General features: G+C 73.1%; 21 protein-coding genes. 13 read left to right on the forward strand and 8 right to left on the reverse strand.

Annotation, left to right across the window (positions count from 1 at the left end):
• A partial coding sequence (locus ABZ374_RS07850) for an NlpC/P60 family protein (RefSeq protein ID WP_360307801.1) occupies positions 1-678 on the forward strand: 678 nt, incomplete at its 5' end.
• A gap of 92 nt (positions 679-770) precedes the next feature.
• On the opposite strand, the gene ABZ374_RS07855 is transcribed toward ABZ374_RS07850, so the two are convergent.
• Positions 771-1,448: a response regulator transcription factor gene (locus tag ABZ374_RS07855; RefSeq protein WP_360307804.1), complete on the reverse strand. Its 678-nt coding sequence runs from the start codon at positions 1,446-1,448 to the stop codon at positions 771-773.
• Positions 1,445-2,707, reverse strand: coding sequence for a PspC domain-containing protein (locus ABZ374_RS07860; RefSeq protein WP_360307807.1), 1,263 nt, complete (start codon positions 2,705-2,707; stop codon positions 1,445-1,447). The genes ABZ374_RS07855 and ABZ374_RS07860 overlap by 4 nt, the downstream gene beginning before the upstream one ends.
• A 133-nt stretch (positions 2,708-2,840) precedes the next feature.
• Between ABZ374_RS07860 and ABZ374_RS07865 the strand changes: the two genes are divergently transcribed.
• The gene (locus ABZ374_RS07865; RefSeq protein ID WP_360307810.1) at positions 2,841-4,127 is read left to right on the forward strand and encodes a PspC domain-containing protein; all 1,287 of its coding nucleotides are present in this window, start codon (positions 2,841-2,843) and stop codon (positions 4,125-4,127) included.
• 64 nt (positions 4,128-4,191) lie between these two features.
• The gene (locus ABZ374_RS07870) at positions 4,192-4,635 is read left to right on the forward strand and encodes a hypothetical protein (protein WP_360307813.1); all 444 of its coding nucleotides are present in this window, start codon (positions 4,192-4,194) and stop codon (positions 4,633-4,635) included.
• A 57-nt stretch (positions 4,636-4,692) separates the two neighbouring features.
• On the opposite strand, the gene ABZ374_RS07875 is transcribed toward ABZ374_RS07870, so the two are convergent.
• Positions 4,693-5,610 (reverse strand): glutathione S-transferase C-terminal domain-containing protein, encoded by a 918-nt coding sequence (locus ABZ374_RS07875; RefSeq protein ID WP_360307816.1) that lies wholly within the window; start codon positions 5,608-5,610, stop codon positions 4,693-4,695.
• Between the two features lie 97 nt (positions 5,611-5,707).
• Complete coding sequence (locus ABZ374_RS07880; RefSeq protein WP_360307819.1) at positions 5,708-7,345, reverse strand: M23 family metallopeptidase; 1,638 nt, start codon at positions 7,343-7,345, stop codon at positions 5,708-5,710.
• A 236-nt stretch (positions 7,346-7,581) separates the two neighbouring features.
• On the opposite strand from ABZ374_RS07880, the gene ABZ374_RS07885 reads away from it, so the two are divergent.
• From ABZ374_RS07885 to ABZ374_RS07915, 7 genes are all read left to right on the forward strand, one after another.
• A complete protein-coding gene (locus ABZ374_RS07885; protein WP_360307822.1) occupies positions 7,582-7,992 on the forward strand; it encodes a cobalamin B12-binding domain-containing protein in 411 nt (136 codons plus the stop codon).
• 89 nt (positions 7,993-8,081) lie between these two features.
• Positions 8,082-9,431, forward strand: coding sequence for an SWIM zinc finger family protein (locus ABZ374_RS07890; protein ID WP_360307825.1), 1,350 nt, complete (start codon positions 8,082-8,084; stop codon positions 9,429-9,431).
• Positions 9,432-9,557: 126 nt separating this feature from the next.
• Complete coding sequence (locus tag ABZ374_RS07895) at positions 9,558-11,036, forward strand: DUF5691 domain-containing protein (RefSeq protein ID WP_360307827.1); 1,479 nt, start codon at positions 9,558-9,560, stop codon at positions 11,034-11,036.
• Positions 11,037-11,250: 214 nt separating this feature from the next.
• Complete coding sequence (locus ABZ374_RS07900; protein ID WP_360307830.1) at positions 11,251-11,739, forward strand: Uma2 family endonuclease; 489 nt, start codon at positions 11,251-11,253, stop codon at positions 11,737-11,739.
• Between the two features lie 112 nt (positions 11,740-11,851).
• Positions 11,852-12,928 carry an AAA family ATPase gene (locus ABZ374_RS07905; protein WP_360308375.1) on the forward strand — a complete coding sequence of 359 codons (1,077 nt, stop codon included), beginning with the start codon at positions 11,852-11,854 and terminating at the stop codon, positions 12,926-12,928.
• Positions 12,928-15,219, forward strand: coding sequence for a DUF5682 family protein (locus tag ABZ374_RS07910; RefSeq protein WP_360307833.1), 2,292 nt, complete (start codon positions 12,928-12,930; stop codon positions 15,217-15,219). Before ABZ374_RS07905 ends, ABZ374_RS07910 begins: the two co-directional genes overlap by 1 nt.
• Complete coding sequence (locus ABZ374_RS07915; RefSeq protein WP_360307836.1) at positions 15,216-16,379, forward strand: VWA domain-containing protein; 1,164 nt, start codon at positions 15,216-15,218, stop codon at positions 16,377-16,379. The genes ABZ374_RS07910 and ABZ374_RS07915 overlap by 4 nt, the downstream gene beginning before the upstream one ends.
• Positions 16,380-16,383: 4 nt before the next feature.
• Here ABZ374_RS07915 and ABZ374_RS07920 read toward each other — a convergent pair whose 3' ends face one another.
• Together ABZ374_RS07920 and ABZ374_RS07925 are read right to left on the reverse strand one after the other, a co-directional pair.
• Positions 16,384-16,518 (reverse strand): hypothetical protein, encoded by a 135-nt coding sequence (locus ABZ374_RS07920; protein WP_360307839.1) that lies wholly within the window; start codon positions 16,516-16,518, stop codon positions 16,384-16,386.
• A gap of 17 nt (positions 16,519-16,535) precedes the next feature.
• A complete protein-coding gene (locus ABZ374_RS07925; protein WP_360307842.1) occupies positions 16,536-16,898 on the reverse strand; it encodes a hypothetical protein in 363 nt (120 codons plus the stop codon).
• Between the two features lie 483 nt (positions 16,899-17,381).
• Between ABZ374_RS07925 and sucC the strand changes: the two genes are divergently transcribed.
• Both sucC and sucD read left to right on the forward strand, forming a co-directional pair.
• Positions 17,382-18,557 (forward strand): ADP-forming succinate--CoA ligase subunit beta, encoded by a 1,176-nt coding sequence (gene sucC / locus ABZ374_RS07930; RefSeq protein ID WP_360307845.1) that lies wholly within the window; start codon positions 17,382-17,384, stop codon positions 18,555-18,557.
• A gap of 16 nt (positions 18,558-18,573) precedes the next feature.
• Positions 18,574-19,458 (forward strand): succinate--CoA ligase subunit alpha, encoded by an 885-nt coding sequence (gene sucD / locus ABZ374_RS07935; protein WP_360307848.1) that lies wholly within the window; start codon positions 18,574-18,576, stop codon positions 19,456-19,458.
• A 100-nt stretch (positions 19,459-19,558) separates the two neighbouring features.
• On the opposite strand, the gene ABZ374_RS07940 is transcribed toward sucD, so the two are convergent.
• Positions 19,559-20,707 (reverse strand): sigma factor-like helix-turn-helix DNA-binding protein, encoded by a 1,149-nt coding sequence (locus tag ABZ374_RS07940; RefSeq protein WP_360307851.1) that lies wholly within the window; start codon positions 20,705-20,707, stop codon positions 19,559-19,561.
• A 131-nt stretch (positions 20,708-20,838) separates the two neighbouring features.
• On the opposite strand from ABZ374_RS07940, the gene ABZ374_RS07945 reads away from it, so the two are divergent.
• Positions 20,839-22,617: a DUF6350 family protein gene (locus ABZ374_RS07945; protein WP_360307854.1), complete on the forward strand. Its 1,779-nt coding sequence runs from the start codon at positions 20,839-20,841 to the stop codon at positions 22,615-22,617.
• Here ABZ374_RS07945 and ABZ374_RS07950 read toward each other — a convergent pair.
• A complete protein-coding gene (locus ABZ374_RS07950; RefSeq protein ID WP_360307857.1) occupies positions 22,614-23,276 on the reverse strand; it encodes a hypothetical protein in 663 nt (220 codons plus the stop codon). The two genes, ABZ374_RS07945 and ABZ374_RS07950, sit on opposite strands and share 4 nt — an antisense overlap.
• Between the last annotated feature and the right edge of the window lie 244 nt (positions 23,277-23,520).

The following is a 23,520-nucleotide window of genomic DNA, read 5'->3' on the forward strand; positions in this document are numbered from 1 at the left end:
TCGCAGATGATGTCCCAGCTCGACGGCCAGCAGGCCGCCAAGCTGAAGCAGATCGCGGCGCAGGCCCGCGTCCTCCAGCAGGACCGCACCGAGGCGTCCGCGCAGCTCGCCGATCTGGAGAAGCTGCGCACCGAGCTGAACAAGAACAAGACCGACATCCAGGCCAAGCTGGCCGAGGCGAACCGACTTCTGAACACGCTCACCGAGCAGCAGAAGAAGGACGTCCTGGACTCGGACGAGCACGCGAACGACTCCACCTCGCGGAGCAACGACCGCAGCTCGCGGGACAAGGACAAGGAAACGCCGCCGGCGACCAACATCCCGGCCTCCGGCCGGGCCCAGGCCGCGATCAACTTCGCGTTGGCGCAGATCGGCAAGCCGTACGTCTCCGGCGCCGAGGGCCCCGGCTCGTACGACTGCTCGGGCCTGACCCAGGCGTCGTGGAAGGCCGCGAACGTCTCGCTCACCCGCACCACCTGGACCCAGATCAACGACGGTCCGCGGATCGCCAAGAGCGCCCTGCAGCCGGGCGACCTGGTCTTCTTCTACTCGGACAACCGGCACGTGGGCATGTACATCGGCAACGGCCAGATCGTGCACGCCCCGCGACCGGGCAAGACCGTGACCAAGGCCCCGCTCGACTCGATGCCGTTCCTCGCGGCCATTCGACCCGGCTAGGTCCATCGGTCGCCCGTACCATCACGACGGCGCCCTCCCGCGGATTCGTTCGCGGGAGGGCGCCGTCGTGTGTACCGGGTGTCGGTGCTCGCTCAGACCAGCCGACGGTCGGTCGCCCAGCGGGTCAGTTCGTGCCGGTTGGACAACTGCAACTTGCGCAGTACGGCGGACACATGGGTCTCCACCGTCTTGACCGAGATGACCAACCGCCGGGCGATCTCCTTGTACGCGTAGCCGCGGGCGATCAGCCGCAACACCTCGCGCTCGCGCTGGGTGAGCCGGTCCAGGTCCTCGTCGATCGGCGGTACGTCGGTGGCCGCGAAGGCGTCCAGCACGAAGCCCGCCAGGCGCGGCGAGAACACCGCGTCGCCCTCGCCGACCCGGCCGATCGCCCGGATCAGCTCGTCGCCGGTGATCGACTTGGTCACGTAGCCCCGGGCCCCGCCGCGAATCACCCCGATCACGTCGTCGGCGGCGTCCGACACCGACAGCGCGAGGAAGCGCACGGCCGGGATCAGCGACGCGCACTGGCGCAGCACCTCGACCCCGCCGCCGCCGGGCAGGTGCACGTCCAGGAGCACCACCTCGGGGCGGGTCTCGGTGACCACGGCCACCGCGCTCGCCACGTCGTCGGCCTCGCCGACCACCTCGACGGCCTCGCCGATCTCGGCGCGCACGCCGGTCCGGAACATCCGGTGGTCGTCGACCAGGACCACCCGGGTGCGGGCCGTCCCCTCGGGGTGCTCGGTGCTGCTCTCGGTGGCGTTCACGTGTTCGTCCTTCCCACAGCGGCCCGGCCGGCCTCGGCGCGGCGCATCTCCAGCTCGACCTCGGTGCCCTCGCCGGGTTCGCTGCGGATGTGTGCGGCGCCCCCGTTGCGGCGCATGCGCCCGAGCACGGACTCTCGCACACCCAGCCGGTCGGCGGGCACGGTGTCCGGGTCGAATCCGGGTCCGCGGTCTCGAACGAAGACCGTCACCGTGTCCTCGTCGGCCTCGCCGAACACCGAGATCGCCGCGCCGCCCGCGTACTTCGCCGCGTTGACCATCGCCTCGCGGGCGGCGGCCACCAGCGCGGCCAGCTTGTCCTCCACCGGACAGTCGCCGACGCAGACCACCTCGATCGACACGCCGTGCGCGTCCTCGACCTCGGCGGCCGTCGAGCGCAGCGCGGCGGCGAAGGTGCGGTCCGGCTCCTCGCCGTCGGGGCGGTACAACCACGCCCGCAGCTCGCGCTCCTGGGCCCGGGCCAACCGGGCCACCTCGCGCGGATCCTCGACCTGGCGCTGGATCAGGGTCAGCGTGTGCAGCACCGAGTCGTGCACGTGCGCGGCCACCTCGGCCCGCTCCTGGGCCCGGATCCGGGCCCGGCGCTCGGCGCCCAGCTCGCGGGTCTGGCGCAGCAGATACGGGCCGAAGATGACCAGCAGGCCGACCAGGAGCAGGCCGGCCCCGCGCATCGCGGCCAGCGCGTCGCCGATGCCGCCCCGCCCGAGCGAGAAGAACACCAGACCGGCCAGCACCAGCGCGGCGCCGACGAAGGTGCGCAGCGCGCCCGCCACCCGGCTGCGGCCGTCCAGCGAGAACCACCGGTCGCGCTGCGACTCGTCGGCCTGGCGCCACAACAGGATCACGCCGGGACCGGCCACCAGCAGCGGCCAGATCCAGTCGCCGACCTTGGTCCCGCTCGTGGTCGCGCCCACGCCGGTGAGCATGGTCGCCGCGATCAACACGATGATCAGCGCGAGCGCCTGGTGCCGCTCCCGCCCGCGTTCGCGGATCGGCGGGGCGGGAGTCGCCCGACCCTGGGGTACGAAGATCCAGAACGCCGCGTAGAGCGCGATCCCCAGCCCGGCGAAGAAGGCCAGTGCGACGAAGGCGATCCGCAACAGCAGCGCGTCGACGCCCAGATGATCGGACAGGCCGCGCGCGACGCCGCCGGCGAGCCGGTGCGACGAGGCGCGCCGGAGCCGGGGAATCGGCTGCGCGGGCCGAACGGGCGCGGCGGGCGGTGGATATACGGCGGTCACACGACCGATCGTCACACGCGGACGAGCCCGGACGCATCAGGGCCCGACCCTGATTCGTTCTCAGGGTGGAACCAGGGGTACGCCAGGGCGGAGCCCGATGGGAAGCGGACTTCGCGGGCGCCACGATGTACTCATGAACGACGACATGAAACCCGGTACCACGGCCGGCGACCGGGCCGGCGACGTCCCGGGCGGCCCTGCGGGGTCGTCCGCGGCGCCCACGACGACGATTCGTCCCCAACTCCTGCGCAGCACCGAGGACCGGATGGTCTCGGGCGTGTGCGGCGGCCTCGGTGAGCATTTCGGCCTCGACCCGGTGATCTTCCGCATCGTGTTCGCGGTGCTGTCGCTCTTCGGCGGGGTTGGCGTACTGGTGTACAGCCTGGGCTGGCTGTTGATCCCGGCCCGCGGTGAGGAGCAACCGGTGTTGCGCCGGGTGCTCTCCGGGAAGTTCGACCGTGGGGCGTCGGCAGCCACCGTGGTCGCGGTCATGGGGGTCGCCTTGTTCTTCACCTACCTGGACTCCGGCTTCGGCCCGTCCATTCCACTGCTGATGATCACCGCCGTGGTGCTGTTCATGGTGTGGTCCGACACGAAGAAGAAGCAGCAGGCCGCCGTCGGCGCGGCCGGCGTCGCGGCGATGGCGCCGGCGCCGACCCAGGTCGACGTGCGGCCGGACGGCGCGACGGTGCCCGGGCCGCCGATGTGGTGGCAGGTGCCGGGGGCCGAATCGCCGGCCGAGGGCGACGGTCGACCCGTGCCGCCGCCGGCGCCGCAGCGGCCCAGGTGTCCGCGCTCGTACGTCTCCCTGGCCACGCTGTCGGTGGCCACCATGGCCGGTGGTCTGCTGTGGGTGCTCGACCACGTCGGGGCCGTGGACGTGTCGTTCGTCGTCGCGCTCGCGATCCTGCTCGGCATCGTGGGCCTGGGTCTGCTCGTGGGCACCTGGTTCGGCCGGGCCCGGTTGTTGATCCTGCCCGCCCTCGGGCTCACCGCGTTGTTGGCCGCGATCACCGCGATCGGCGTGCCGTTGACCGGACCCTCGGGCGAGCGCACCTACACGCCCACCACGGTCGCCGCGCTGCCCGCCTCGTACCACCTGGGCATGGGCGCGATGGACATCGACCTGCGTCGGCTCGACCTCGGGCCGGGCGGCACCGCGCGGGTCCAGGCCCGGATCGGCGCCGGACAGATCCAGGTCTGGGTGCCCAAGGACGTCACGGTGGTGTTCGAGGGTTCGGCCGACCTCGGCCAGGTGCGCACGCCGGTCGGTCGGGACGACGGCTATCGGCCCAAGCGGGTGGAGACCTCGGGTGCGCAGGGCGGTGGGCCCGGACGGGGCACGATCACCCTCGACCTGAAGGTCGGCGTCGGCGACGTCGAGTTGCTGACCGGGGACGACGGGCGGGAGCCGCGATGAGCGCGTCGGTCGACCCCCGAACGACCCGGCACCGGAGTGCGATGTGGATGGAGGGCGATTCCCGATGAGGCCGAACAGGTACCGCTTCGACCCGATGGCGCTGATCGCGGGTGCGGTCTTCGTCGGCCTCGCGATCGCCTACCTGCTGCGCGCGTCCGGCACGCTGACGGTGCGTCCCGAGTGGGCCCTGGCGGCGGCGGCGATCGGCGTGGGCACGGCCGGGCTGGCCGGAGCGCTGTGGGCGATGCTGCCCGCGCGCGAGGCCGTGCCGACGGCGCCGATGGGGCGGATGGCGTTCGCGCCGACCGCGCCCCACCGCGCGGAGGAGGCCGAGGCCGAGCCGGGTACGGCGGTCGAGGAGCGGCTCACCCCGGGCGCGTCGATCGAGGGCGAGGACGAGCAGCACGCGGTCGCGGTGGTCGACGCCGAGGTCGACGCGCCGGCCGAATCGCCGGCCGGGGACGAGCGCCCGGATCGGGACCCGCCGACCGTCGACCCGACCAAGTAGCCGACGGGGGAAGGGCGGAGGGCGGGTGGGCCGACGGCCCACCCGCCCTCCGCCCGTTCAGCCCCGCCCGTGCGGGGTGAGCCACAGCGCCGGGTCCGGCCCCTTGGGCACGATGCCGGTCGGATTGATCCGGTCGTGGGTGACGTAGTAGTGCCGCTTGATGTGGTCGAAGTCGACGGTGTCGCCGAACCCCTCGGTCTGGAACAGGTCGCGGGCGTAGGCCCACAGGACCGGATACTCGGTCAACTTGCGCAGGTTGGTCTTGAAGTGACCGTGGTAGACCGCGTCGAACCGGACCAGCGTGGTGAACAGCCGGATGTCCGCCTCGGTGATCGTGTCGCCGACCAGGTAGCGCTGCCCGGTCAGCCGCTTCTCCAGCGCGTCCAGCCGGGCGAACAGCGCGTCGAACGCGGCCTCGTAGGCTCCCTGCGTGGTGGCGAACCCGCAGCGGTACACGCCGTTGTTCACGTCCCGGAACACGTCCGCGGCGACCGCGTCGATCTCGGCGCGCAGCGCTTGTGGATACAACTCCGGCGCGCCGGCGCGGTGCAGCGCGGTCCAGCGGGTGGACAGGTCGAGGGTGATCTGCGGGTAGTCGTTGGTGACGACGTGGCCGGTGGTCAGGTCGATGATCGCGGGGACGGTGACCCGGCCCGCGTAGGTGGGATCACTGGCCCGGTAGGCGTCGGCCAGGAAGGCCAGGCCGGTGACCGGGTCGCGCCCGTCCGGGTGATTGGTGAACCGCCACCCGGTCTCGTCCCGGATCGGGTCCACGATCGACAGCCCGAGTGCGTCCTCCAACCCGAGCAACCGCCGGACGATCACCGCCCGATGCGCCCAGGGACACGCGAGCGACACCACGAGCTGGTAGCGGCCGGCCTCCGCCTCGGGTCGTCCGGTGAAGCGATTGGCCTGTCGGACGAACTCGCCGCCCCGGCCCGACTCGGCGCTGAACTGCGGCTCGGATGTGGTCATGCGTCCACGGTAGATCGCCGAGTCCCGGGACGGGGGCCGCCGAGCCGAGGCCGGCTCGATCCGTCCGCCGGATCGGCCGCGCCGACCGTGCCCACCGTCAGGTCGGCTCCAGGCCCTTCGAGCGCAGCCAGGGGAGCGGGTTGATCGGTGCGCCGCCGTCGGGGCGGACCTCGAAGTGCAGGTGCGGGCCGGTGCTGTTGCCGGTGTCGCCGCTGTAGGCGATCACGTCGCCCGCCTTGACCGGTCCGGAGCGCACCTTGGCCCGGGTCAGGTGGCAGTACCAGAACTCGGTGCCGTCCTTGGCGGTCAGGATCACCATGTTGCCGTAGGCGCTGTTCACCTCGGTGCGAACCACGCCGTCCATGACCGCGTAGACCGAGGTGCTCAGATCGACCGGGAAGTCGATGCCGGTGTGGGTGTGCGACCAGCGGGAGCCGGACGAGCCGAAATAGGCGCTGAGGCCGCGCTGGGTGACCGGGAGCACGTACTTGGGCCTGAGGGACTCCTTGCGCTTGCGCTCGGCTTCCTGGGCCCGCTGAGCCTCTTCCTGGCGCTCCTGGAGCGAGATCCGGCTCTGCGCGCGACTGGCCCGCTCGGCGAAGTCCTCGGCGCCGACCTGGAGGTCCAGCAACTGCTTGTCCATCGACGACATCAGCGGCAGGTCCTCGCCGCCCGCCACCGGATCCGCGTCCTTGGTCTCGGCGCCCGCCGTGTGCAGGCCGCCGACCGCGGCGACGGCCATCGCGGCCGCGCCCATCACCGCGAGCGGTGCGCCGGCGGTGAGCGGGAACCCGCGTTTGCGCTTGACCCGGACCTTGTCGGCGGCTTCCTTGGGCTTGGGCGCCTTGGCGGGCCGGCCCTTCTGCCCGACACGTTCGGCCGGCTCGACCCGCACCTCGGCCGGCGCGGCCTCGTTGTCGGTGGGGGCCGGCACGCTGTCGTCGTGGTCACCGGGATCGAATGCGGGCTCGACCGGCGCGCGGGTCGCGCCGTCGTCGAACAGGTTCGTCGTGGAGCGATTGCCGCCGGACCACATGTTCGCGTCGTCGCGCGCCGGGGCGGGGGCGAACCAGGTGTCGGATTCCCATGCGGCGGTGTCCGAAGCGGCGTACCACATACCGGTGTTCGAGCCGCTGTCCCAGGACGGGTCGACGTACGGCGCGGTCTGCACCGCGGTGTCGGTGCCGGCCCGGTTCCCGGCCTGCGCGCCGTAGGCGTCGTACACACCGCTGTCGGCCCCGTCCGCGTAGCCGACGGCCGGGTAGCCGTACGTGCCGGTCGCGTCGTAGCCGCCCGTGACCGCGGTGTGCGCCCCGCTGTCGTATCCGGTCGGCGACCCGTAGCCGTACGCGTCGTAGGCCGGAACGGCGGTGTATCCCGAGGAGTCGTAGGCGGGTTGATACCCGGAGGCGTCGTAACCCGAGGAGCCGTGGCCCGGCGCGTCGTAGCCGACGGCGGTGTGGTTCGAGGTGCCGTGGTCGACAACGGCGTAGGTCCCGCTCGCGTCGTAGCCGTCGTAGGACGGCGTCGGCACGCCCCACCCGCCCGAGGAGTCGACCGCCTGGTAGCCGGAACCGCTCGCGTATGCGTTCGCGTCGTAGCCGGCGACTTGGCCGTACCCCTGGTCGTAGCCGCCCTGGATCGAACCGGACGAGCCGTAAGGGGAGTACGCACCCTCGGCGTCCGGCACGTAGCGACCCTGCTGATCCTCGCTCGGATAGCGAACGTCCGTCACCTACGTCGCCTTCGTCTCGGGGGCTGGTCGGAATCGGACTGTAGTGCTCTTGACGTTCACAGGACAATCCTCGCGAGAAGAACCGCAGGTCGGGCCGCCGAGCGGGTGACGGGCCCGGGCGGCCCGCGGCGGGCGCGGCGCAGGCGCCCGGGCCGGGCGGGGACCACCTTCGGCGAGCCGTCCCGAGCGCGGGTTACGCTCCCGGCGAGGGCTTCGCTAGGTACATGGAGGCAGTGATGGGTGTTTCCGGACCGATCCGGATCGTGGTGGCCAAGCCCGGACTCGACGGGCACGACCGGGGCGTCAAGGTGGTCGCGCGCGCACTGCGCGACGCGGGCTTCGAGGTGGTCTACACCGGCCTGCACCAGACGCCGATCCAGATCGTCGAGACGGCCATCCAGGAGGACGCCGACGCGATCGGTCTGTCGGTGCTCTCCGGCGCGCACATGACGCTGTTCGCGAAGGTCATCGAACTGCTCAAGGAGCGCGAGGCCGAGGACATCCTGGTGTTCGGCGGCGGCATCATTCCGGAGGAGGACGTCCCGGAGCTGAAGCGGATCGGCGTCGCGGCGGTCTTCACCCCGGGCGCGCCGACCACGGACATCGTCGACTGGGTGCACGCGCACGTGGCGACCACCCCTGCCTGAGCGGGCACTTCGCCCGGTTTCGGACAACCGGCGGGCGGGCTCGGCCGGCTCGTACACACGTGTCGGTGTCGGCCCGTACCGTGACCGTCATGCTGGAACGGTGGACCGCGGAACAGGTGCTGGCACTCGCGCCCGACGCCGCCTCACGCAAGGCCGGGAGCAGGTTGGCGGTGCCCCGACCGTGGTCGGCCGCGGGCAGCGCGGAGCTCGCCGGCGGGACCGCGGTGTGGGGGGTGTGCGCGGGTGGCGGCGCGACGCCGTACCGCACCGTGGTCGACCTCACCGGCCCCGCGTCGCAATGCTCGTGTCCCAGCCGCAAGTTCCCCTGTAAGCACGCGCTGGGTCTGCTGCTCCTGTGGGCCGCCGACCCGGTGGCCGTGCCGGTCGGCGGGACCGCCCCCGACTGGGCCGACGCTTGGCTGACCGGGCGCCGCGAGCGGGCCGACAAGGCCGCGTCGGCCTTGTCCGCGCCGGCCGACCCGATCGCGGCCCGGCGGCGGGCCGAGCGGCGCGAGGCCCAGGTGGCCGAGGGCGCCGAGCGGTTGCGCCGCTGGCTGGCCGACCGGGTCCAGCAGGGCCTGGCGGGCACCGAGCGCGAGGGATACGCCATGTGGGACGGCATCGCCGAGCGCATGGTCGACGCCAAGGCGCCGGGCTTGGCGGCCCGGCTGCGGGCGGCCGGGGCGATACCCGCGTCCGGGGCCGAGGGTTGGCCCGGCCGGCTGCTGGAGGACTACGCCGAGTTGTGGCTGCTCCTGCGCGCCCACGAACACGCCGACGATCTGGACCCGTCCCTGGTGGCCGGGTTGCGGGCCCGGATCGGCTGGACCGTGGACGCGGAGGACGTGCTGCGCAGGGCACGCGACGCGGGCACCGTGGTGCACGACCGGTGGCTGGTGCTGGGCAGCCGGGACAGTACGGACGGCAATCTGACCGAGCGGCGGATCTGGCTGCGCGGCGCGCGGTCCGGCCGGCCGGCGCTCGTGCTGGCCTTCGGGCCGCAGGGGCGCGCGCCACAACTGGCCCTGCCGGTGGGCCGATCGATCGAGGCGGACGCGGCCTTCCACGACGACGCGGTGCCGCTGCGGGCCGCGCTCGGCGAGCGCACCGGCGCGCCGATGCCGGGCGAGGAGCCGGTGGGGGTCGGCCCGGAGGAGGCCACCCTGGGCTACGCCGAGGCGCTGCGCAGCGAACCGTGGTTGGAAGCCTGGCCGGTGGTGCTGGCCGGCGTGGTCGCGGTGCCGGAACCGATGGGATGGCGGATCGCCGGCGCGGACGGGTTCTGGCTGCCGGTGGATCGGGCGCGGACCGGTGAGCAGGCGTTGTGGCGGTTGTCCGCGATGTCCGGGGGCGCCGGGCTGACCGTGTTCGGCGAGTACGGCGCGCGCGGATTCGTCCCGGTGACCGCGTGGCACGAGGGACAGGCCGTGCAGCTCTAGCCGGAGCCCGGGCCGCTCGCCCCGCCTCGGCGTGGGGCGGGATCGGCCGTCGGCCCGGAAGGGCCCGAAAACCATCACCGGCGCCGGTCGACACCATCGATCGGCCCGTGCGGAAAGGGAGTTCGGATGCGGGTGGCGGATCCGGTATGGGACGACCTGGTCTCGGCGGCGTTGGTGGGTACCGGCCGGCGGCCGGCCGCGGAGGTGCCCGCGCGGGACGCGCTGGGGGCGCTGGCCGCGCGGGTGGACCGGGCGGACGAGGCGGTGCGCTTGCTCGACCTGGCCGCGATCGTGATGGTGCACCGGCGGGCGGGCCGGCGGGCCCCGGCGGGTGCGCCGCCGGCGCCGTGCGGCGAGGTGGACTCCCGGCCGTCGGTGCCGGAACGGGCCCGGGTGCGGTTGCGGATCCTGCTTGAGGGCGACGGGATGGACTTCCTGCCCGAATGGCTCGCGCTGGCCCACGCGGCCGGACTGCGGGCGCCCGAGTCGGAGTTGCCCGCGTTGTTGACGGCGGCGCGCTCACGGACCGATCTGCGCGAGATCGTGGCCGACCTGGCCGGCCCGCGCGGCCGTTGGCTGGCCGGGCTCAACCCGGAGTGGGCGTGGCTGACCCGGGTCGCGGTGCCGGGCCCGGAGGATCCGGTCGAGTTGTGGCGGCACGGGCGCTTCGGCGAACGGCTGGCCGCGTTCGAGGCGTTGCGCACCGGCGATCCGGACGCGGCGCGGGGGCTGCTGGCCCGGGTCTGGAGTGCCGAGCCCGCGGAGGATCGGGCGGTGTGGGTGGCGGCGCTGCGCACCGGGTTGGCGGCGGGCGACGAGCCGTTCCTGGAGGAGGCGCTGGACGATCGGGCCAAGGTGGTCCGGGTGGCCGCCGCGCGGCTGTTGACCGAACTGCCCGGCTCGGCCTTCGCGGCCCGGATGCGCGAGCGGGCCCTGGCCTGCCTGCGGCCCGGCGCCGCGGGACGGGTGCTGGTGGTGCCGCCGAGCGGGTGCGATCCGGCGATGCGGCGGGACGGCATCGCGGAGACGTCGCCGACCGGGCGCGAGGACCACTCGTGGTGGCTGGGCGAGATCGTCGCGGCGACGCCGCTCGCGGTGTGGCGGGAGGTGTTCGGGGCCGGCCCCGAGGAGATCGTGGCGCGGGTGCTGCCGCGCCGATTCGCCGAGGACGTCCGGGAGGGCTGGGCCCGTGCGGCGGTGCTCCAGCGCGATGTCGACTGGGCCCGGGCGCTGGCCGGGCGGGGCGCGCCCACCCGGCTGCTGACCGTGCTGCCGGCGGCCGAGTGCGCCGAGCACGTGGCCCGGCACATCGCCGCGCACGGGCTGTCCGAGGCACTGCAACTGCTGACCAACTGCCCGGTACCGTGGCCGACGGCGCTGGGCGACGCGGTCCTGGACGCGCTCGCGGCGGCGGCCGAGGGCGGCGGCTACCCGTGGAGCTTCAGCGGCGCCCGGGACGTGGCCGGCCGCGGTCTGCACCCGGCCGTGGTCGACCGCGTGGAGCACCTGGCGCAGGGCGAGGGCGAATGGCCCAAAGCCTTCCGCGCCCTCGCCGACACCCTGCACTACCGGGCGACGATGCGCGCGGAGCTCCTGGGCGGCTGAACCCGGGTGCCCTCGGGCCGGACGGCCGGGCGGTCGATCGGGTGGTCCAATCATCCGTCCGGGTGGACCACCGGATGTCCCCCGCCCGGCGGACCTCGGCGCGCGAGAATGGGCGGATGGCCGACCACGCGGATCGGGACGATCCACTGGCGAGCCTGCGCCTGACCGCCCTGCGGATGTTGCGCGACTGCGGCGAGTTCCCCGAGAGCGTGTGGTGGGAGGCTTCTCCGGCCGGCCTGGTCATGCGGGCGTCGCCGGACTGGAAGCATGCCCGGATCCTCACCGGCCTGCGCCATCTGCTCGAACCCTCGCTGCCGGCCGAGATCCCGGTGTTGGAGGGCGTTGCTTTCGTGGTGGGCGTCGGCACCAACGCACGCCCGACCTCGTCGTCCTCGATCCCCGAAAGAAGGCCGAATTCCGGGACGGGCACGCGACGTCCGCGTCCGGCGTCCGGATGTTCGTCGAGATGACCTCGAACAGCACGCGCCGCGTCGACCTGCGGGAGAAGCCCGGCGAGTACGCCCGAGCCGAGGTGCCGGTGATGCTGATCGTGGACCGGGAAAAGCACGAGGTGATCGTGCACTTCGAGCCGGTCGACGGGCGTTACACGTTCACCGGGCGAGTACGGGCCGGCGCCCCGGTGCGCCTGCCCGAGCCGTTCGACGCGACCGTCGATACCGGGTTCCTGCTCGATCACCTGTGAGATCGGCACCCCCGAACGTGTCGGACCCGGGCGGCAGGATGGGTTCTGTTCGGGTTTGTTCGAGCCTTGGGGGAGCGCCGTGACTGTGTCCGCTGAACCGGTTGAGCAGAGTGTGCTCCGGGCGCATGCCGAGGACGCCTTCGCCGACGAACTGGCCGCGCTCGCCGCCGCCGACGAGCGTCCCCGACCGCCGCACTGGAAGCTTTCGCCCTGGGCGGTGGCCACCTACCTGCTGGGCGGCACGCTGGCCGACGGCACGGTGATCTCGCCCAAGTACATCGGCCCCCGGCGGATCATCGAGGTCGCCGTCACCACGTTGGCCACCGACCGCGCGCTGCTGCTCCTCGGCGTGCCGGGCACGGCCAAGACGTGGGTGTCCGAGCATCTGGCCGCCGCCGTGTGCGGTGACTCCACGCTGCTGGTCCAGGGCACCGCCGGCACTCCCGAGGAAGCCATTCGCTACGGGTGGAACTACGCGCAACTGCTCGCGCACGGCCCCAGCCGCGCGGCCATGGTGGCCGGTCCGGTGATGCGCGCGATGAGCCGCGGCCTGGTGGCCCGGGTCGAGGAACTGACCCGGATCCCGGCCGACGTGCAGGACTCGTTGATCACCATCCTGTCCGAAAAGACGCTGCCGGTACCGGAGTTGAACGACGAGGTCCAGGCCGTGCGCGGGTTCAACCTGATCGCCACCGCCAACGACCGCGACCGCGGGGTCAACGATCTGTCCTCCGCGTTGCGCCGCCGGTTCAACACCGTGGTGCTCCCGCTGCCGGCGACCGCGGACGCCGAGGTGGACATCGTCAGCCGCCGAGTGGCCCAGCTCGGCTCCTCGCTCGACCTGCCGCCGGTGGCCGCCGCCGAGGCCGAACTGCGGCGCGTGGTGACGGTGTTCCGCGAACTGCGGGCCGGTCTGACCGAGGACGGGCGGACCAAGCTGAAGACCCCGTCCGGGACGTTGTCCACCGCCGAGGCGATTTCCGTGGTCACCGGCGGCCTGGCGCTGGCCGCACACTTCGGCGACGGCGTGCTGCGCTCGGCGGACGTGGCCGCGGGCATCCTGGGCGCGGTGGTCAAGGACCCGGCGGCGGACACCCTGGTCTGGCGCGAATACCTGGAGACCGCGGTGCGTCCGCGCGCCGACTGGCAGGACTTCTACCGGGCCTGCCGCGACGCGGACCGGGCCTGATGGCGCCCCCCGCGGTCGACCCGCCGATCCTGCTCGGCGTGCGGCACCACGGCCCGGGGTCGGCCCGGGCGGTGGCCGCCGCGCTCGCGCAGGTCGCGCCGGACATCGTGTTGGTCGAGGGCCCGCCCGAGGCGGACGTGCTGCTGTCCTTCGCCGCCGATCCCGACATGCGACCCCCCGTCGCGCTGCTCGCGCACGCGGCCGACGATCCCGCGCAGGCGGGCTTTTGGCCGTACGCCGACTTCAGCCCCGAGTGGGTGGCGATCCGGTACGCGGGCGCACACGGCGTGCCGATCCGCTTCGTCGACCTGCCGGTCGCGGTGTCCTTCACGCTCGACCGGGCCCGCAGGGAGCGCGCCGAGACCGACCCGCCCCGGGACGAGGAGGCCGCGCCCGCGCCGTCGCGCGTCGACCCGATCGCGGAACTCGCCGGGCTGGCCGGCCAGGACGACCCGGAGCGCTGGTGGGAGGACGTGATCGAGCACCGGCTGCCCACCGGCGGCGACGCGCTGACCCCGTTCGCCGCGCTCGCCGAGGCGATGGCCGCGCTGCGCGAGGACGAGCCCGCGCCCGACCCGGCGGCCGAACCCGACGTCGAGCGGCTGCGTGAGGCACACATGCGCCAGGGCATCCGGTCCGCGCGCCGCGCCGGCCACCGGCGGATCGCCGTGGTGTGCGGTGCCTGGCACCTGCCCGCGCTCGCCCGGCTCCCCTCGGCCGCCGCCGACCGCGCGCTGCTGGCGCCGCACCGGGCCAGGGTCAAGGTGGAGACCACCTGGGTGCCCTGGACGCACCGCCGACTCGCGCAGAGCTCCGGCTACGGCGCGGGCGTCGCCTCGCCCGGGTGGTACCGACACCTGTACACGAACACCGACGAACACGAGTTGTTGCCCCGCTGGTTCGTCCGGATCGCCGCGCTGCTGCGTGACGCGGGTCATCCGGTGTCCTCCGCCCACGTGATCGAGGCGACCCGGCACGCGAGTGCGCTGGCCGCGCTGCGCGGGCGCCCGCTGGCGGGCCTGGACGAGACGATCGAGGCGGTCCGCGCGGTGATGTGCGACGGGGTGACCGGCCCGCTCGCACTGGTGCACGACGCCCTCGTGGTGGGCGACGTGATCGGCGAGGTGCCCGACACGGTGCCCGCCGTACCGCTCCAGCGCGACCTGTCCCGCGAGCAGCGCCGACTGCGCCTGAAGCCCGAGCCCGCGCCCCGCGAACTCGAACTCGACCTGCGCAAGGAGTCGCACGCCGACCGCAGCCGGCTGCTCAACCGACTCGCCCTGCTGGACGTCCCGTGGGGTGTGCCGGCCCGGGCCCGGGAGAGCAAGGGCACCTTTCGCGAGACCTGGCGCCTGGACTGGCAGCCCGAGCTGGCCATCCGGGTCGCCGAGGCGGGCGTGTGGGGGACCACCGTGCTCGCCGCCGCCGCGGCGCGCACGGCCGATCTGGCGATCCGGGCCGAATCGCTGGCCGATGTCACCGACGTGGCCGAGCGCTGCCTGCGTGCCGACCTGCCCGACGCGCTGCCGCTGATCATGCGCGTCCTGGACCGGCGCGCCGCACTGGACACCGACGTGGGCAAACTCGCCGAGGCGCTGCCGGGGCTGGTGCGCGCGCTGCGCTACGGCGACGTGCGCGGCACCGACACCTCCGCGCTGGGCACCGTGGTGGCCGGCCTGGTGGTCCGGATCTGCGTCGGACTGCTGCCCGCCTGCGCGGGCCTGGACGACGACGGCGCCAAGGCGATGCGCCGACACCTGGACGCCGTGCACGCCGCCGTGCAACTGCTCGGCGACGAGCAACAGCAGGACTGGTACACGGCCCTGGACCGGCTCGCCGACCGGGAAAACCTGCCCGGCCTGCTCACCGGCCGGGCCACCCGGCTGCTGCTCGACCTGGGCCGGCTCGACCCGCGGGAGGCCGCCCCGAAGCTGGCCCGGGCGCTGACCCGAGGCGTTTCGCATCGCGAATCGGCCGCCTGGATCGAGGGATTCCTGGCCGGCGGCGGCATGCTGCTCGTGCACGACGAACGGCTGATGGCGCTGGTCGACGAGTGGCTCACCGACACCCCCGCCGACCTTTTCACCGAGATCCTGCCGCTGCTGCGACGCACCTTTTCCACCTTCGCGGCGGCCGAGCGGCGGATGCTCGGCGAGCGGGTGCGCACCCCCGCACAGCCGGCCGCCGCGGCCGCGACCGCGGATTTGTTCGACGGCGGGCGGGCGGACGCCACGCTGCCGCTGCTGGCCGACATCCTCGGCCTGCGACACCCGAAGGTGGCCATCGGATGAGCGAGAGCACGACCGAGGAACGTCTGCGCCGCTGGCGACTGGTGCTGGGCGGCGACGCGGACGGCACCGGCTACGGCCCCACCGGCGAAGACCTGCGGATCGACCAGGCCCTGGCCGCGCTGTACCGCCCGGAGACGCCGGCCCCGCGCGGCAGCAGGCGCGGCAGCGGCCCGCGCGCGGCCGGCCTGGGTGCCTCCGCGCCCTCGGTGGCCCGCTGGCTCGGTGACATCCGCGAGCACTTCCCGGCGGGCGTCGTACAGATCCTCCAGCAGGACGCGATCGAGCGGCTCGACCTGACCCGGCTGCTCCTGGAGCCGGAGATGCTGGCCGCCGTCGAGCCGGACGTGCACCTGGTCGGCACCCTGCTCGCGCTCAACAAGCTGATGCCCGAGGCCACCAAGGAGGCGGCCCGCGCGGTGGTCCGCACGGTGGTCGACGACCTGGAGCGCCGGGTCGCGCAACGCACCACGAGCCTGGTCCAGGGCGCGCTGGACCGGGCCACCCGGATCAACCGCCCGCGCCACCACGACATCGACTGGAACGCCACGATCAAGGCCAACCTCAAGCACTATCAGGCCGAGCACCGCACGATCGTGCCGGAGCGCCTGGTCGGCTACGGCCGGCAGCGGCACGGGGTGCAAAAGGACGTGATCCTGTGCATCGACCAGTCCGGCTCGATGGCGGCGTCGGTGGTCTACGCGTCGGTCTTCGGCGCGGTGCTGGGCTCGATGCGCTCGCTCCGGACCTCGCTGGTCGTCTTCGACACGAGCGTGGTCGACCTCACCGAACGACTGAGCGATCCGGTGGACGTGCTGTTCGGCACCCAACTCGGCGGCGGCACCGACATCAACCGCGCCCTGGCCTACTGCCAATCGCTGATCACCCGACCCGCGGAGACGGTCGTCGTGCTGATCAGCGACCTGTACGAGGGGGGCGTCCGGGACGAGATGCTCCGCCGCGCGGCGGCCATGCAGGCGGCCGGCACCACCTTCGTCACCCTGCTCGCCCTCTCCGACGAGGGCGCTCCGGCCTACGACCACACCAACGCGGCCGCCCTCGCCGCCCTCGGCAGCCCGGCCTTCGCCTGCACCCCCGACCTGTTCCCGGAGGTGATGGCGGCGGCGGTCCAGGGCCTGCCACTACCGGTACCGGAGTCGTGACGGATCAGGTGAACGCGGCCGTGTCGATCGCGGGGAGGTCGTCGGGAAGTTCGAGCTTTGTTCCCAGGCCGACCTGGTGGGCGATGTTGTATCGGGGGTCCTCGCCGTTGTCGACCGGCTCGGAGTAGGCGATTGCCACCCCCTTTTGACGGTCGATCAGCAGGTAGACGGGGATCCCTGCTCGGGCGTACGTCCGATACTTTCCCCCCGGTCGACATCGGCGTCACCTGGCGAAGTGATCTCGCCGACGAGACGAAGCATGGTCGAGGGGTACCAGCCGTCGTGGTTCCTGCGGAACTCGATGTCCGAAGCGTCGGCAAGGCGATGTTGCACCGCGAAATCCGGGACGAACGCGCCGGTCACATGGGCGTCGCCGACCGCTTCGGGACAGTAACCGACTCCCGCCACCGCGTGTGGGACGCCTGCGTTGCGCAACATGACCAGGATGTCGATCGCCCAGAAATTGTGCTGCTCGTCGGCGGGCGGTGCCATGCGGTAGATCCCCTCGATGAACTCCACGCGGATTCCCCGGGGAGCCGGTAGCGAGGCGATGAACTTCGTCGGGTCGCCGAAAGCGCCCGTGACCGTGGTCGGCGGAGCCTCCTTCCTTCGTCGGGACCGGGTTGCGTGACCATCGTGACCGTCCGTTCGTTCGTGCGCCGGGAATCCGGATAAGTGTGATTGTCGAGCGCGGCTGCTGGCGTGGGATCGGCCACATCGAGGCATCACGGTCTGTGCGGGTGTGTTCCCTGTGTCACGGTGGAACAGGCGTAAACGGGCGGATCTCGGCGCGCGGTGACGGCGTGTCCGGGGAACGACCCGGGGCGGGAGCGAGACCCTGATTCGGGGTCGGCACTCCTGCCCGATAGCCTGCAAGGCGGATCAGCTACGCGTGCGGACGCCGTCCACCAGAACTGGGGGCGAGCCTGCCGGACCTGTGCGACGACGGACGCGGCTGCGCATCTTCCGCATATCCGATCGCGATCACAAGGACGGACCCGCGTGGACCTGTTCGAGTACCAGGCGAGGGATCTCTTCGCTAAGCACGGTGTGCCGGTTCTGCCCGGTGAAGTCGTCTTCACGCCGGAGGAGGCACGGGCCGCCGCCGAGCGCATGGGCGGCAAGGCCGTCGTCAAGGCCCAGGTGAAGGTCGGTGGCCGCGGCAAGGCCGGCGGCGTGAAGCTGGCCTTCAGCACCGACGAGGTCGTCGAGAAGACCGAGCAGATTCTCGGCCTCGACATCAAGGGCCACATCGTCAAGAAGGTCATGCTGGCCGGTCTGGCCAAGCCGGTGGACGAGTACTACGTCTCGTTCCTGCTCGACCGCACCAACCGCACCTTCCTGGCGATGGCGTCGGTCGAGGGCGGCGTCGAGATCGAGGTCGTCGCCGAGGAGAACCCCGACGCGCTCGCCAAGATCCCGGTCGACGCGATCGAGGGCGTGACCGAGGCCAAGGCCCGCGAGATCGTCGAGGCGGCGAAGTTCCCGGCCGAGCTGCACGACCAGATCGTCGCGACCCTCAAGACGCTGTGGACCGTCTTCGTCGAAGAGGACGCCACGCTCGTCGAGGTCAACCCGCTGATCAAGTCCGAAGAGGGCAAGATCATCGCGCTGGACGGCAAGGTCTCGCTGGACGAGAACGCCGACTTCCGGCACCCCGACCACGCGGAGCTCGAGGACAAGGACGCGGCCGACCCGCTGGAGGCGGCGGCCAAGGCCAAGGGCCTCAACTACGTCAAGCTCGACGGTTCGGTCGGCATCATCGGCAACGGCGCGGGTCTGGTCATGTCCACGCTCGACGTGGTCGCGTACGCCGGCGAGAACCACGGCGGCGTGAAGCCGGCCAACTTCCTCGACATCGGCGGCGGCGCGTCCGCCGAGGTGATGGCGAACGGCCTGGAGATCATCCTGGGCGACGCCGACGTCAAGTCGGTGTTCGTCAACGTCTTCGGCGGCATCACCGCGTGCGACGCGGTCGCGAACGGCATCGTGCAGGCGCTCGAACTGCTGAAGCAGAAGGGCGAGGCGGTCACCAAGCCGCTCGTCGTGCGTCTGGACGGCAACAACGCGGAGCTGGGTCGGCAGATCCTCACCGACGCGAACCACCCGCTGGTCCAGCAGGTGGACACCATGGATGGCGCGGCCGAGCGGGCCGCCGAGCTCGCTGCCGCGAAGTAAGGGAGACCGACCCAACATGGCTATCTTCCTGACCAAGGACAGCAAGGTCATCGTCCAGGGCATGACCGGCTCCGAGGGGATGAAGCACACCCACCGGATGCTCGCCTCCGGGACGAACATCGTCGGTGGCGTGAACCCGCGCAAGGCCGGCACCACGGTCGACGTGGACGGCACCGAGGTACCGGTATTCGGCACCGTGGCCGAGGCCATGGCGGCCACCGGCGCGGACGTCACCGTGGTCTTCGTGCCGCCGAAGTTCACCAAGGACGCCGTGGTCGAGGCCATCGAGGCCGAGATCGGCCTCGCCGTGGTGATCACCGAGGGCGTGCCGGTGCACGACACCGCGCAGTTCTGGGCGCTCGCCGGCGCCAAGGGCAACAAGACCCGGATCATCGGGCCGAACTGTCCCGGCCTGATCACCCCGGGTCAGTCCAACGCGGGCATCATCCCGGCCAGCATCACCAAGCCGGGCCGGATCGGTCTGGTGTCCAAGTCGGGCACGCTGACCTACCAGATGATGTACGAGCTGGCCGACATCGGCTTCTCGACCGCCGTCGGCATCGGTGGCGACCCGATCATCGGCACCACGCACATCGACTGCCTCCAGGCGTTCCAGGACGACCCGGACACCGACGCGATCGTGATGATCGGCGAGATCGGCGGCGACGCCGAGGAGCGTGCCGCGGCCTACATCGCCGAGCACATCACCAAGCCGGTCGTCGGCTACGTCGCGGGCTTCACCGCCCCCGAGGGCAAGACCATGGGCCACGCCGGCGCCATCGTCTCGGGCTCCTCGGGCACCGCGCAGGCCAAGCAGGACGCGCTCGAGGCCGTCGGGGTCAAGGTCGGCAAGACGCCGTCCGAGACCGCGCGGCTGATGCGCGAGATCATGGCGGGCTGACCTCCCGGTCACCCGTGACCCACGACGCCCCGCGAGCCGCCGTCCAGGCGGCCCGCGGGGCGTCGTGGTTTTCCGGTGTGGGCGCACCGGCTCGTCGGCGCTACGACGTGCGGGGCAGCCCGTTGTCCACGCAGCTCGTGTCCAGGGTGAAGCCGGTCTCCGGGGCCAGCAGCGCGGCCGGACCGTGCGCGAGCGTGCCCCGAGGCGGCGAGGAGGGACCCCACCGCCGGTCGGCGGCGGGCGCCACCGGCCGTACCAGCGGCGTGATCGGCTCGGGGTGCGCGGCGGTGGGCTTCGGCGCGGGTGGTTGCCCGGCCGCCGGGGTCGGCTCGGCGGTCTCGGGGGCGGCCTCGGGGGTGGTCGAGGGCGGCTTTGCGGCGACGGTCTCCGGAGCGGGCGGGGCCGCGGCCGGTGCCGGCGGGGTCTCGAGGTCGGCGGGTACCGGCGGCACCCTGCGGGCCGCCTCGGACCCGGTGATCGGTCGGATCCGGTCGCCGCCCCGCGAGTCGCGCGAGGTGCCCGGAACGAGCAGCCGCGGCAGCGCGGCGATCAGCAGCGCGAGGATCGCCGCCGCGACCACCGTGATCAGTACCGCGGTCCGGGCCCGGCTGCCCACCCGGGAGGCGTGCGGACCGGGCACGCGCGGTTCGTGGCGGGCCGCGAGGTCGCGGGTGAGCGTGGTCAGGAAGTCGTGCGCCTCGGGGCAGTTCGGCGACGGGCCGGTCAACGCGGGCACCAGCTCGGCGAGGTCCTCGTGCGCGTGCAGGAGCCGGACCCGGGTGGCGTCGGTGGTCGCCTCGGTCTCGACCGCGACCTGCTCCGGCGACATCCCGAACAGGTGGCGCATCACGAACACCCGCCGACGATGGCTCGGCACCCGCTGGAGCGCGCGCAGGAGCGCGATGTCCTGGTCGCGACGCGCGTCGTCCTCGGCGTGCGGGACGACCCGGTCGGTGTGATCCGGATGCGGCACCAGCCGCCAGAGGGCGCGCCGCAGCAGGAACCGGCGACCCAGCGCGAGATCACCCGCAAGGGTGCGTACATAGGCGGCGTCGGCGGGGGTGTCGCCGACCTCCGGCAGGTCCCGCCAGACCAGCGCGAACGCGTGCCGGGTCACGTGTGCGGCCCGGGCCGGGCTCGCGGTCAACACATACGCGTAGCGCGCGATGTCGGGGGCGATCGCCGCGTACAGGGCGTCGAAGCCCGGGGTGGGTTCGCGCGGGTCGATCCGCTCGTCATCGAGGCCCATGGGGGCGTGAGGTACCCGAGGGTCGATCGATAATGCATATTAAATGTGTTCAATCGATCAAATGGGGTGTTCTGTCACGTCTGGTGGTCATATGCGGCTCGGATCGTAGCCACGTGGGCAGCATGGGAATCGTGACCGAAACGCCGGAAACCGAGCACGGCCCGTCGGCGCCCTGGACGGTGGTCGGGTCCACTCCGTGGGCGGGAGTCGAGCGTTTTCCGGCTCTGCCGCCCGGGTCCCTCGGCGAGGCCCTGGGCCGGACCCCCGCGCCCGGGACTCCACAGCCCGAGACCCCTGAGCCCGACATCCCCGAGCCCGACAGCCCCGAGTCCGACAGCCCCGAGTCCGAGACCCCTGAGCCCAAGACCCCTGAGCCCGAGTCCGTCGAGCCCTATGTGCCCGAGCCCGAGTCGGTCGAGCCCGAGACTTCCCAGGCCGAGTCCCTCGAGTGCGAGAGCCCCGAGGCCGAGTCCGTCGAGTCGCCGGCCGCGCCGCCTTGCCCCGACGCACCGCCGATCGTCGTTCCGCCCAGGCCCGATCGTCCGCCCGTCGCGCTCCCGGCGTCGAACCCGGTCGAGACCGCGGGTCGACCCGCTCCGGGCGCAGGGCGGCCGTGGGGACCGCCGCCGCCCGGTCGTCCGCCGCTCGCCGTCCTGGCCGCGCTGCCGGGTCGGGCCGCCTTGGCCGGCTTCGCCCGTCGCCGTCCCGACACCGCCCGGATCGCGCAGGCCCTCGCCCGAGGCGTGGCGTCCGCGCTGCTCGCGGTCGGCGCGGGGCTCGGCACGGTGGCGATGCTCGTACTGATCGTGGCCATGTGCGGGGCCACCTCGGGCGGCTTCGATCACCCGCAGGCGCTGCTGCGGGTGATCGGCGGCATCTGGCTCGCGGTGCACCACGTCGGCTTCGAGTTCGTCGAGATCAGCCACACCGCGACCGGCTCGGTGGAACCGATCGTGACCGTCGTACCGCTGCGGCTGGCCCCGCTCGGCCTGACCGTGCCGTTGATCTGGCTGCTGTGCCGGCTCGGCCGCCGGCTCGCGGACGGCCTCGCCGGGACCGCGATCGTGCTCGGGTCGCAGGTACTGGTCTACACCGGGCTGATGTACACGGTGGCCGCCGGCGTCGGCACCGCGAGCGTGCGGCCGGTGTCCGGCACCGTCGCGACGGCCGCACTCGGTGTCCTGGCCGCGGGGGTGCTGGGCGCGTTCGGACCCGCGCTGGTGCGGATGCCGGCCGTGCGGGCCGGTCTGGCCTCGGCGGCGGTGCTCGCGGCGGGCGGGGCGCTCCTGGTGCTCGCGTGTCTGTTCGCGCACGCCGGCCAGGTCCGCGTGGCGCTGGCGCTGACCACGCACGACGCGGTCGGCTTCGCGGCGCTGGCCGTGTTGTGCGCGGTGCTGGTGCCCAACGCGATCGTGTGGGCGGTGTCCTACGCGGCCGGCACCGGGTTCGCGCTCGGCGCGGCCACCACGCTCGCGCCGACCGGCAGCACGTTCGGCCCGTTGCCCACCCTGCCCCTGTTCGCCGCGCTGCCCGGGCCCGCCACGGTGCCCTCGACCGCGTGGGCGCCCGCCGTGCTCCCGTTGCTCGCGGGCATCGCGGCGGGCCTGTTCGCGGCCCGGGCCGAGCCGCCCCGGGCCTGGCTCGCGGTCACCTCGCACGCGGCCGGCGCGGGTCTGGGCGTCGGCCTGCTCACCCTCGCCTCGACCCGCCTGGCCTCGGGCACCGCGGGCCTGGCCAATCTCGCCGAACTGGGCCCGAACGTGTGGCGCACCGCCGCCGCGCTGACCGTCGAGATCGCGCTGATCGCCGCCCCGACCGCGCTGATCACCACCTGGTGGCGCGGCCGGGACAACGCGAAGGCCGCCTCCGCCGAAGCGGAGACGGCCTTGGGGACGACCGGACCGACCTAGATCGTGCCGTCCACGAGGAAGTGGTAGCGCTCGGGCAGCTTGTCCAGGCAGCGCTGCTCGCCGGTCTTGGTGAGCGCGCTGTCCATGCAGTCGTAGTAGTCCTTGTTGGCCGCCTCGAACGTCCACACGCCCAGCACGTAGACCACCGCGATGGCGCCGGTGACCAGGCCCGCGAGCGCGGCGCCGGAGCGGGCGCCCGCCGGTCGGCGCACCCGCGGCCGGTGGGCCGGCCCACCCGGGGCGTGCCCCGGGTGCCGGGCGGTGCCGCCCGGACCCTCCTCGATCCGCGGCCCGGCCGTGGCCGGCGTCGACCCGCGCACCGTGCGGATGCCGAGCACCAGGGCGACCACACCCAGCACCACGCCCAGCACCAGACCCAGGTCGGACGGCAGGAACAGCGCGAAGAACACCGCCCACACCCCCGACCACAGCGCCAGTCGGCCATTGCGGACCCGGATGTCCTTCGGGTCGGGCTGTTCCCGCGGCTCGCGCGGTGCCCGCTGCGGCCGGTCCTCGCGGCCGTGCCGATCGCCCCCGTCGCCGCCGTCCCCTCGCCCGTTGCCGGGCACGTTCCACGGGGCGGCCGGCGGGCGATCGGGCGTACCCTCCGGCGGCGGGGCGTAGGGATCCCGCTCGTCGGTCTCGTTGCCGGTACTCATCCTCTGCCTGCCCTCGTCGTGCCGGATCGCGGGATTCCCTTCCCAGGATCGTACGTGTGCGGGGTGCACCGTAGTCGGGCGGCGGCGCCGTGTGGCCCCAAGGGCCTGCCGCCGGCCCCGTCGCCGGCATCCCACCCCGCCGGTTCGGTACTGCCTACCCCCTGACGCTATCGTTGCCGACGTACGGGCGCCGCTCCGTGTTCCCGCCTCCTGTCGGGGAACGCCCGCCGGACCCGTGCGAGAT

The organism is Embleya sp. NPDC005971 (assembly GCF_040629175.1).
Taxonomy (GTDB): domain Bacteria; phylum Actinomycetota; class Actinomycetes; order Streptomycetales; family Streptomycetaceae; genus Embleya.

Excerpts from the sequence above, each read along its gene's own strand:
- ABZ374_RS07940 (WP_360307851.1), bottom strand. The coding sequence starts at position 20,707 with ATGGGCCTCGATGACGAGCGGATCGACCCGCGCGAACCCACCCCGGGC.
- ABZ374_RS07915 (WP_360307836.1), top strand. The coding sequence starts at position 15,216 with ATGAGCGAGAGCACGACCGAGGAACGTCTGCGCCGCTGGCGACTGGTG.
- ABZ374_RS07950 (WP_360307857.1), bottom strand. The coding sequence starts at position 23,276 with ATGAGTACCGGCAACGAGACCGACGAGCGGGATCCCTACGCCCCGCCG.
- ABZ374_RS07870 (WP_360307813.1), top strand. The coding sequence starts at position 4,192 with ATGAGGCCGAACAGGTACCGCTTCGACCCGATGGCGCTGATCGCGGGT.
- ABZ374_RS07885 (WP_360307822.1), top strand. The coding sequence starts at position 7,582 with ATGGGTGTTTCCGGACCGATCCGGATCGTGGTGGCCAAGCCCGGACTC.
- ABZ374_RS07875 (WP_360307816.1), bottom strand. The coding sequence starts at position 5,610 with ATGACCACATCCGAGCCGCAGTTCAGCGCCGAGTCGGGCCGGGGCGGC.
- ABZ374_RS07890 (WP_360307825.1), top strand. The coding sequence starts at position 8,082 with ATGCTGGAACGGTGGACCGCGGAACAGGTGCTGGCACTCGCGCCCGAC.
- ABZ374_RS07895 (WP_360307827.1), top strand. The coding sequence starts at position 9,558 with ATGCGGGTGGCGGATCCGGTATGGGACGACCTGGTCTCGGCGGCGTTG.
- ABZ374_RS07910 (WP_360307833.1), top strand. The coding sequence starts at position 12,928 with ATGGCGCCCCCCGCGGTCGACCCGCCGATCCTGCTCGGCGTGCGGCAC.
- sucD (WP_360307848.1), top strand. The coding sequence starts at position 18,574 with ATGGCTATCTTCCTGACCAAGGACAGCAAGGTCATCGTCCAGGGCATG.
- ABZ374_RS07865 (WP_360307810.1), top strand. The coding sequence starts at position 2,841 with ATGAACGACGACATGAAACCCGGTACCACGGCCGGCGACCGGGCCGGC.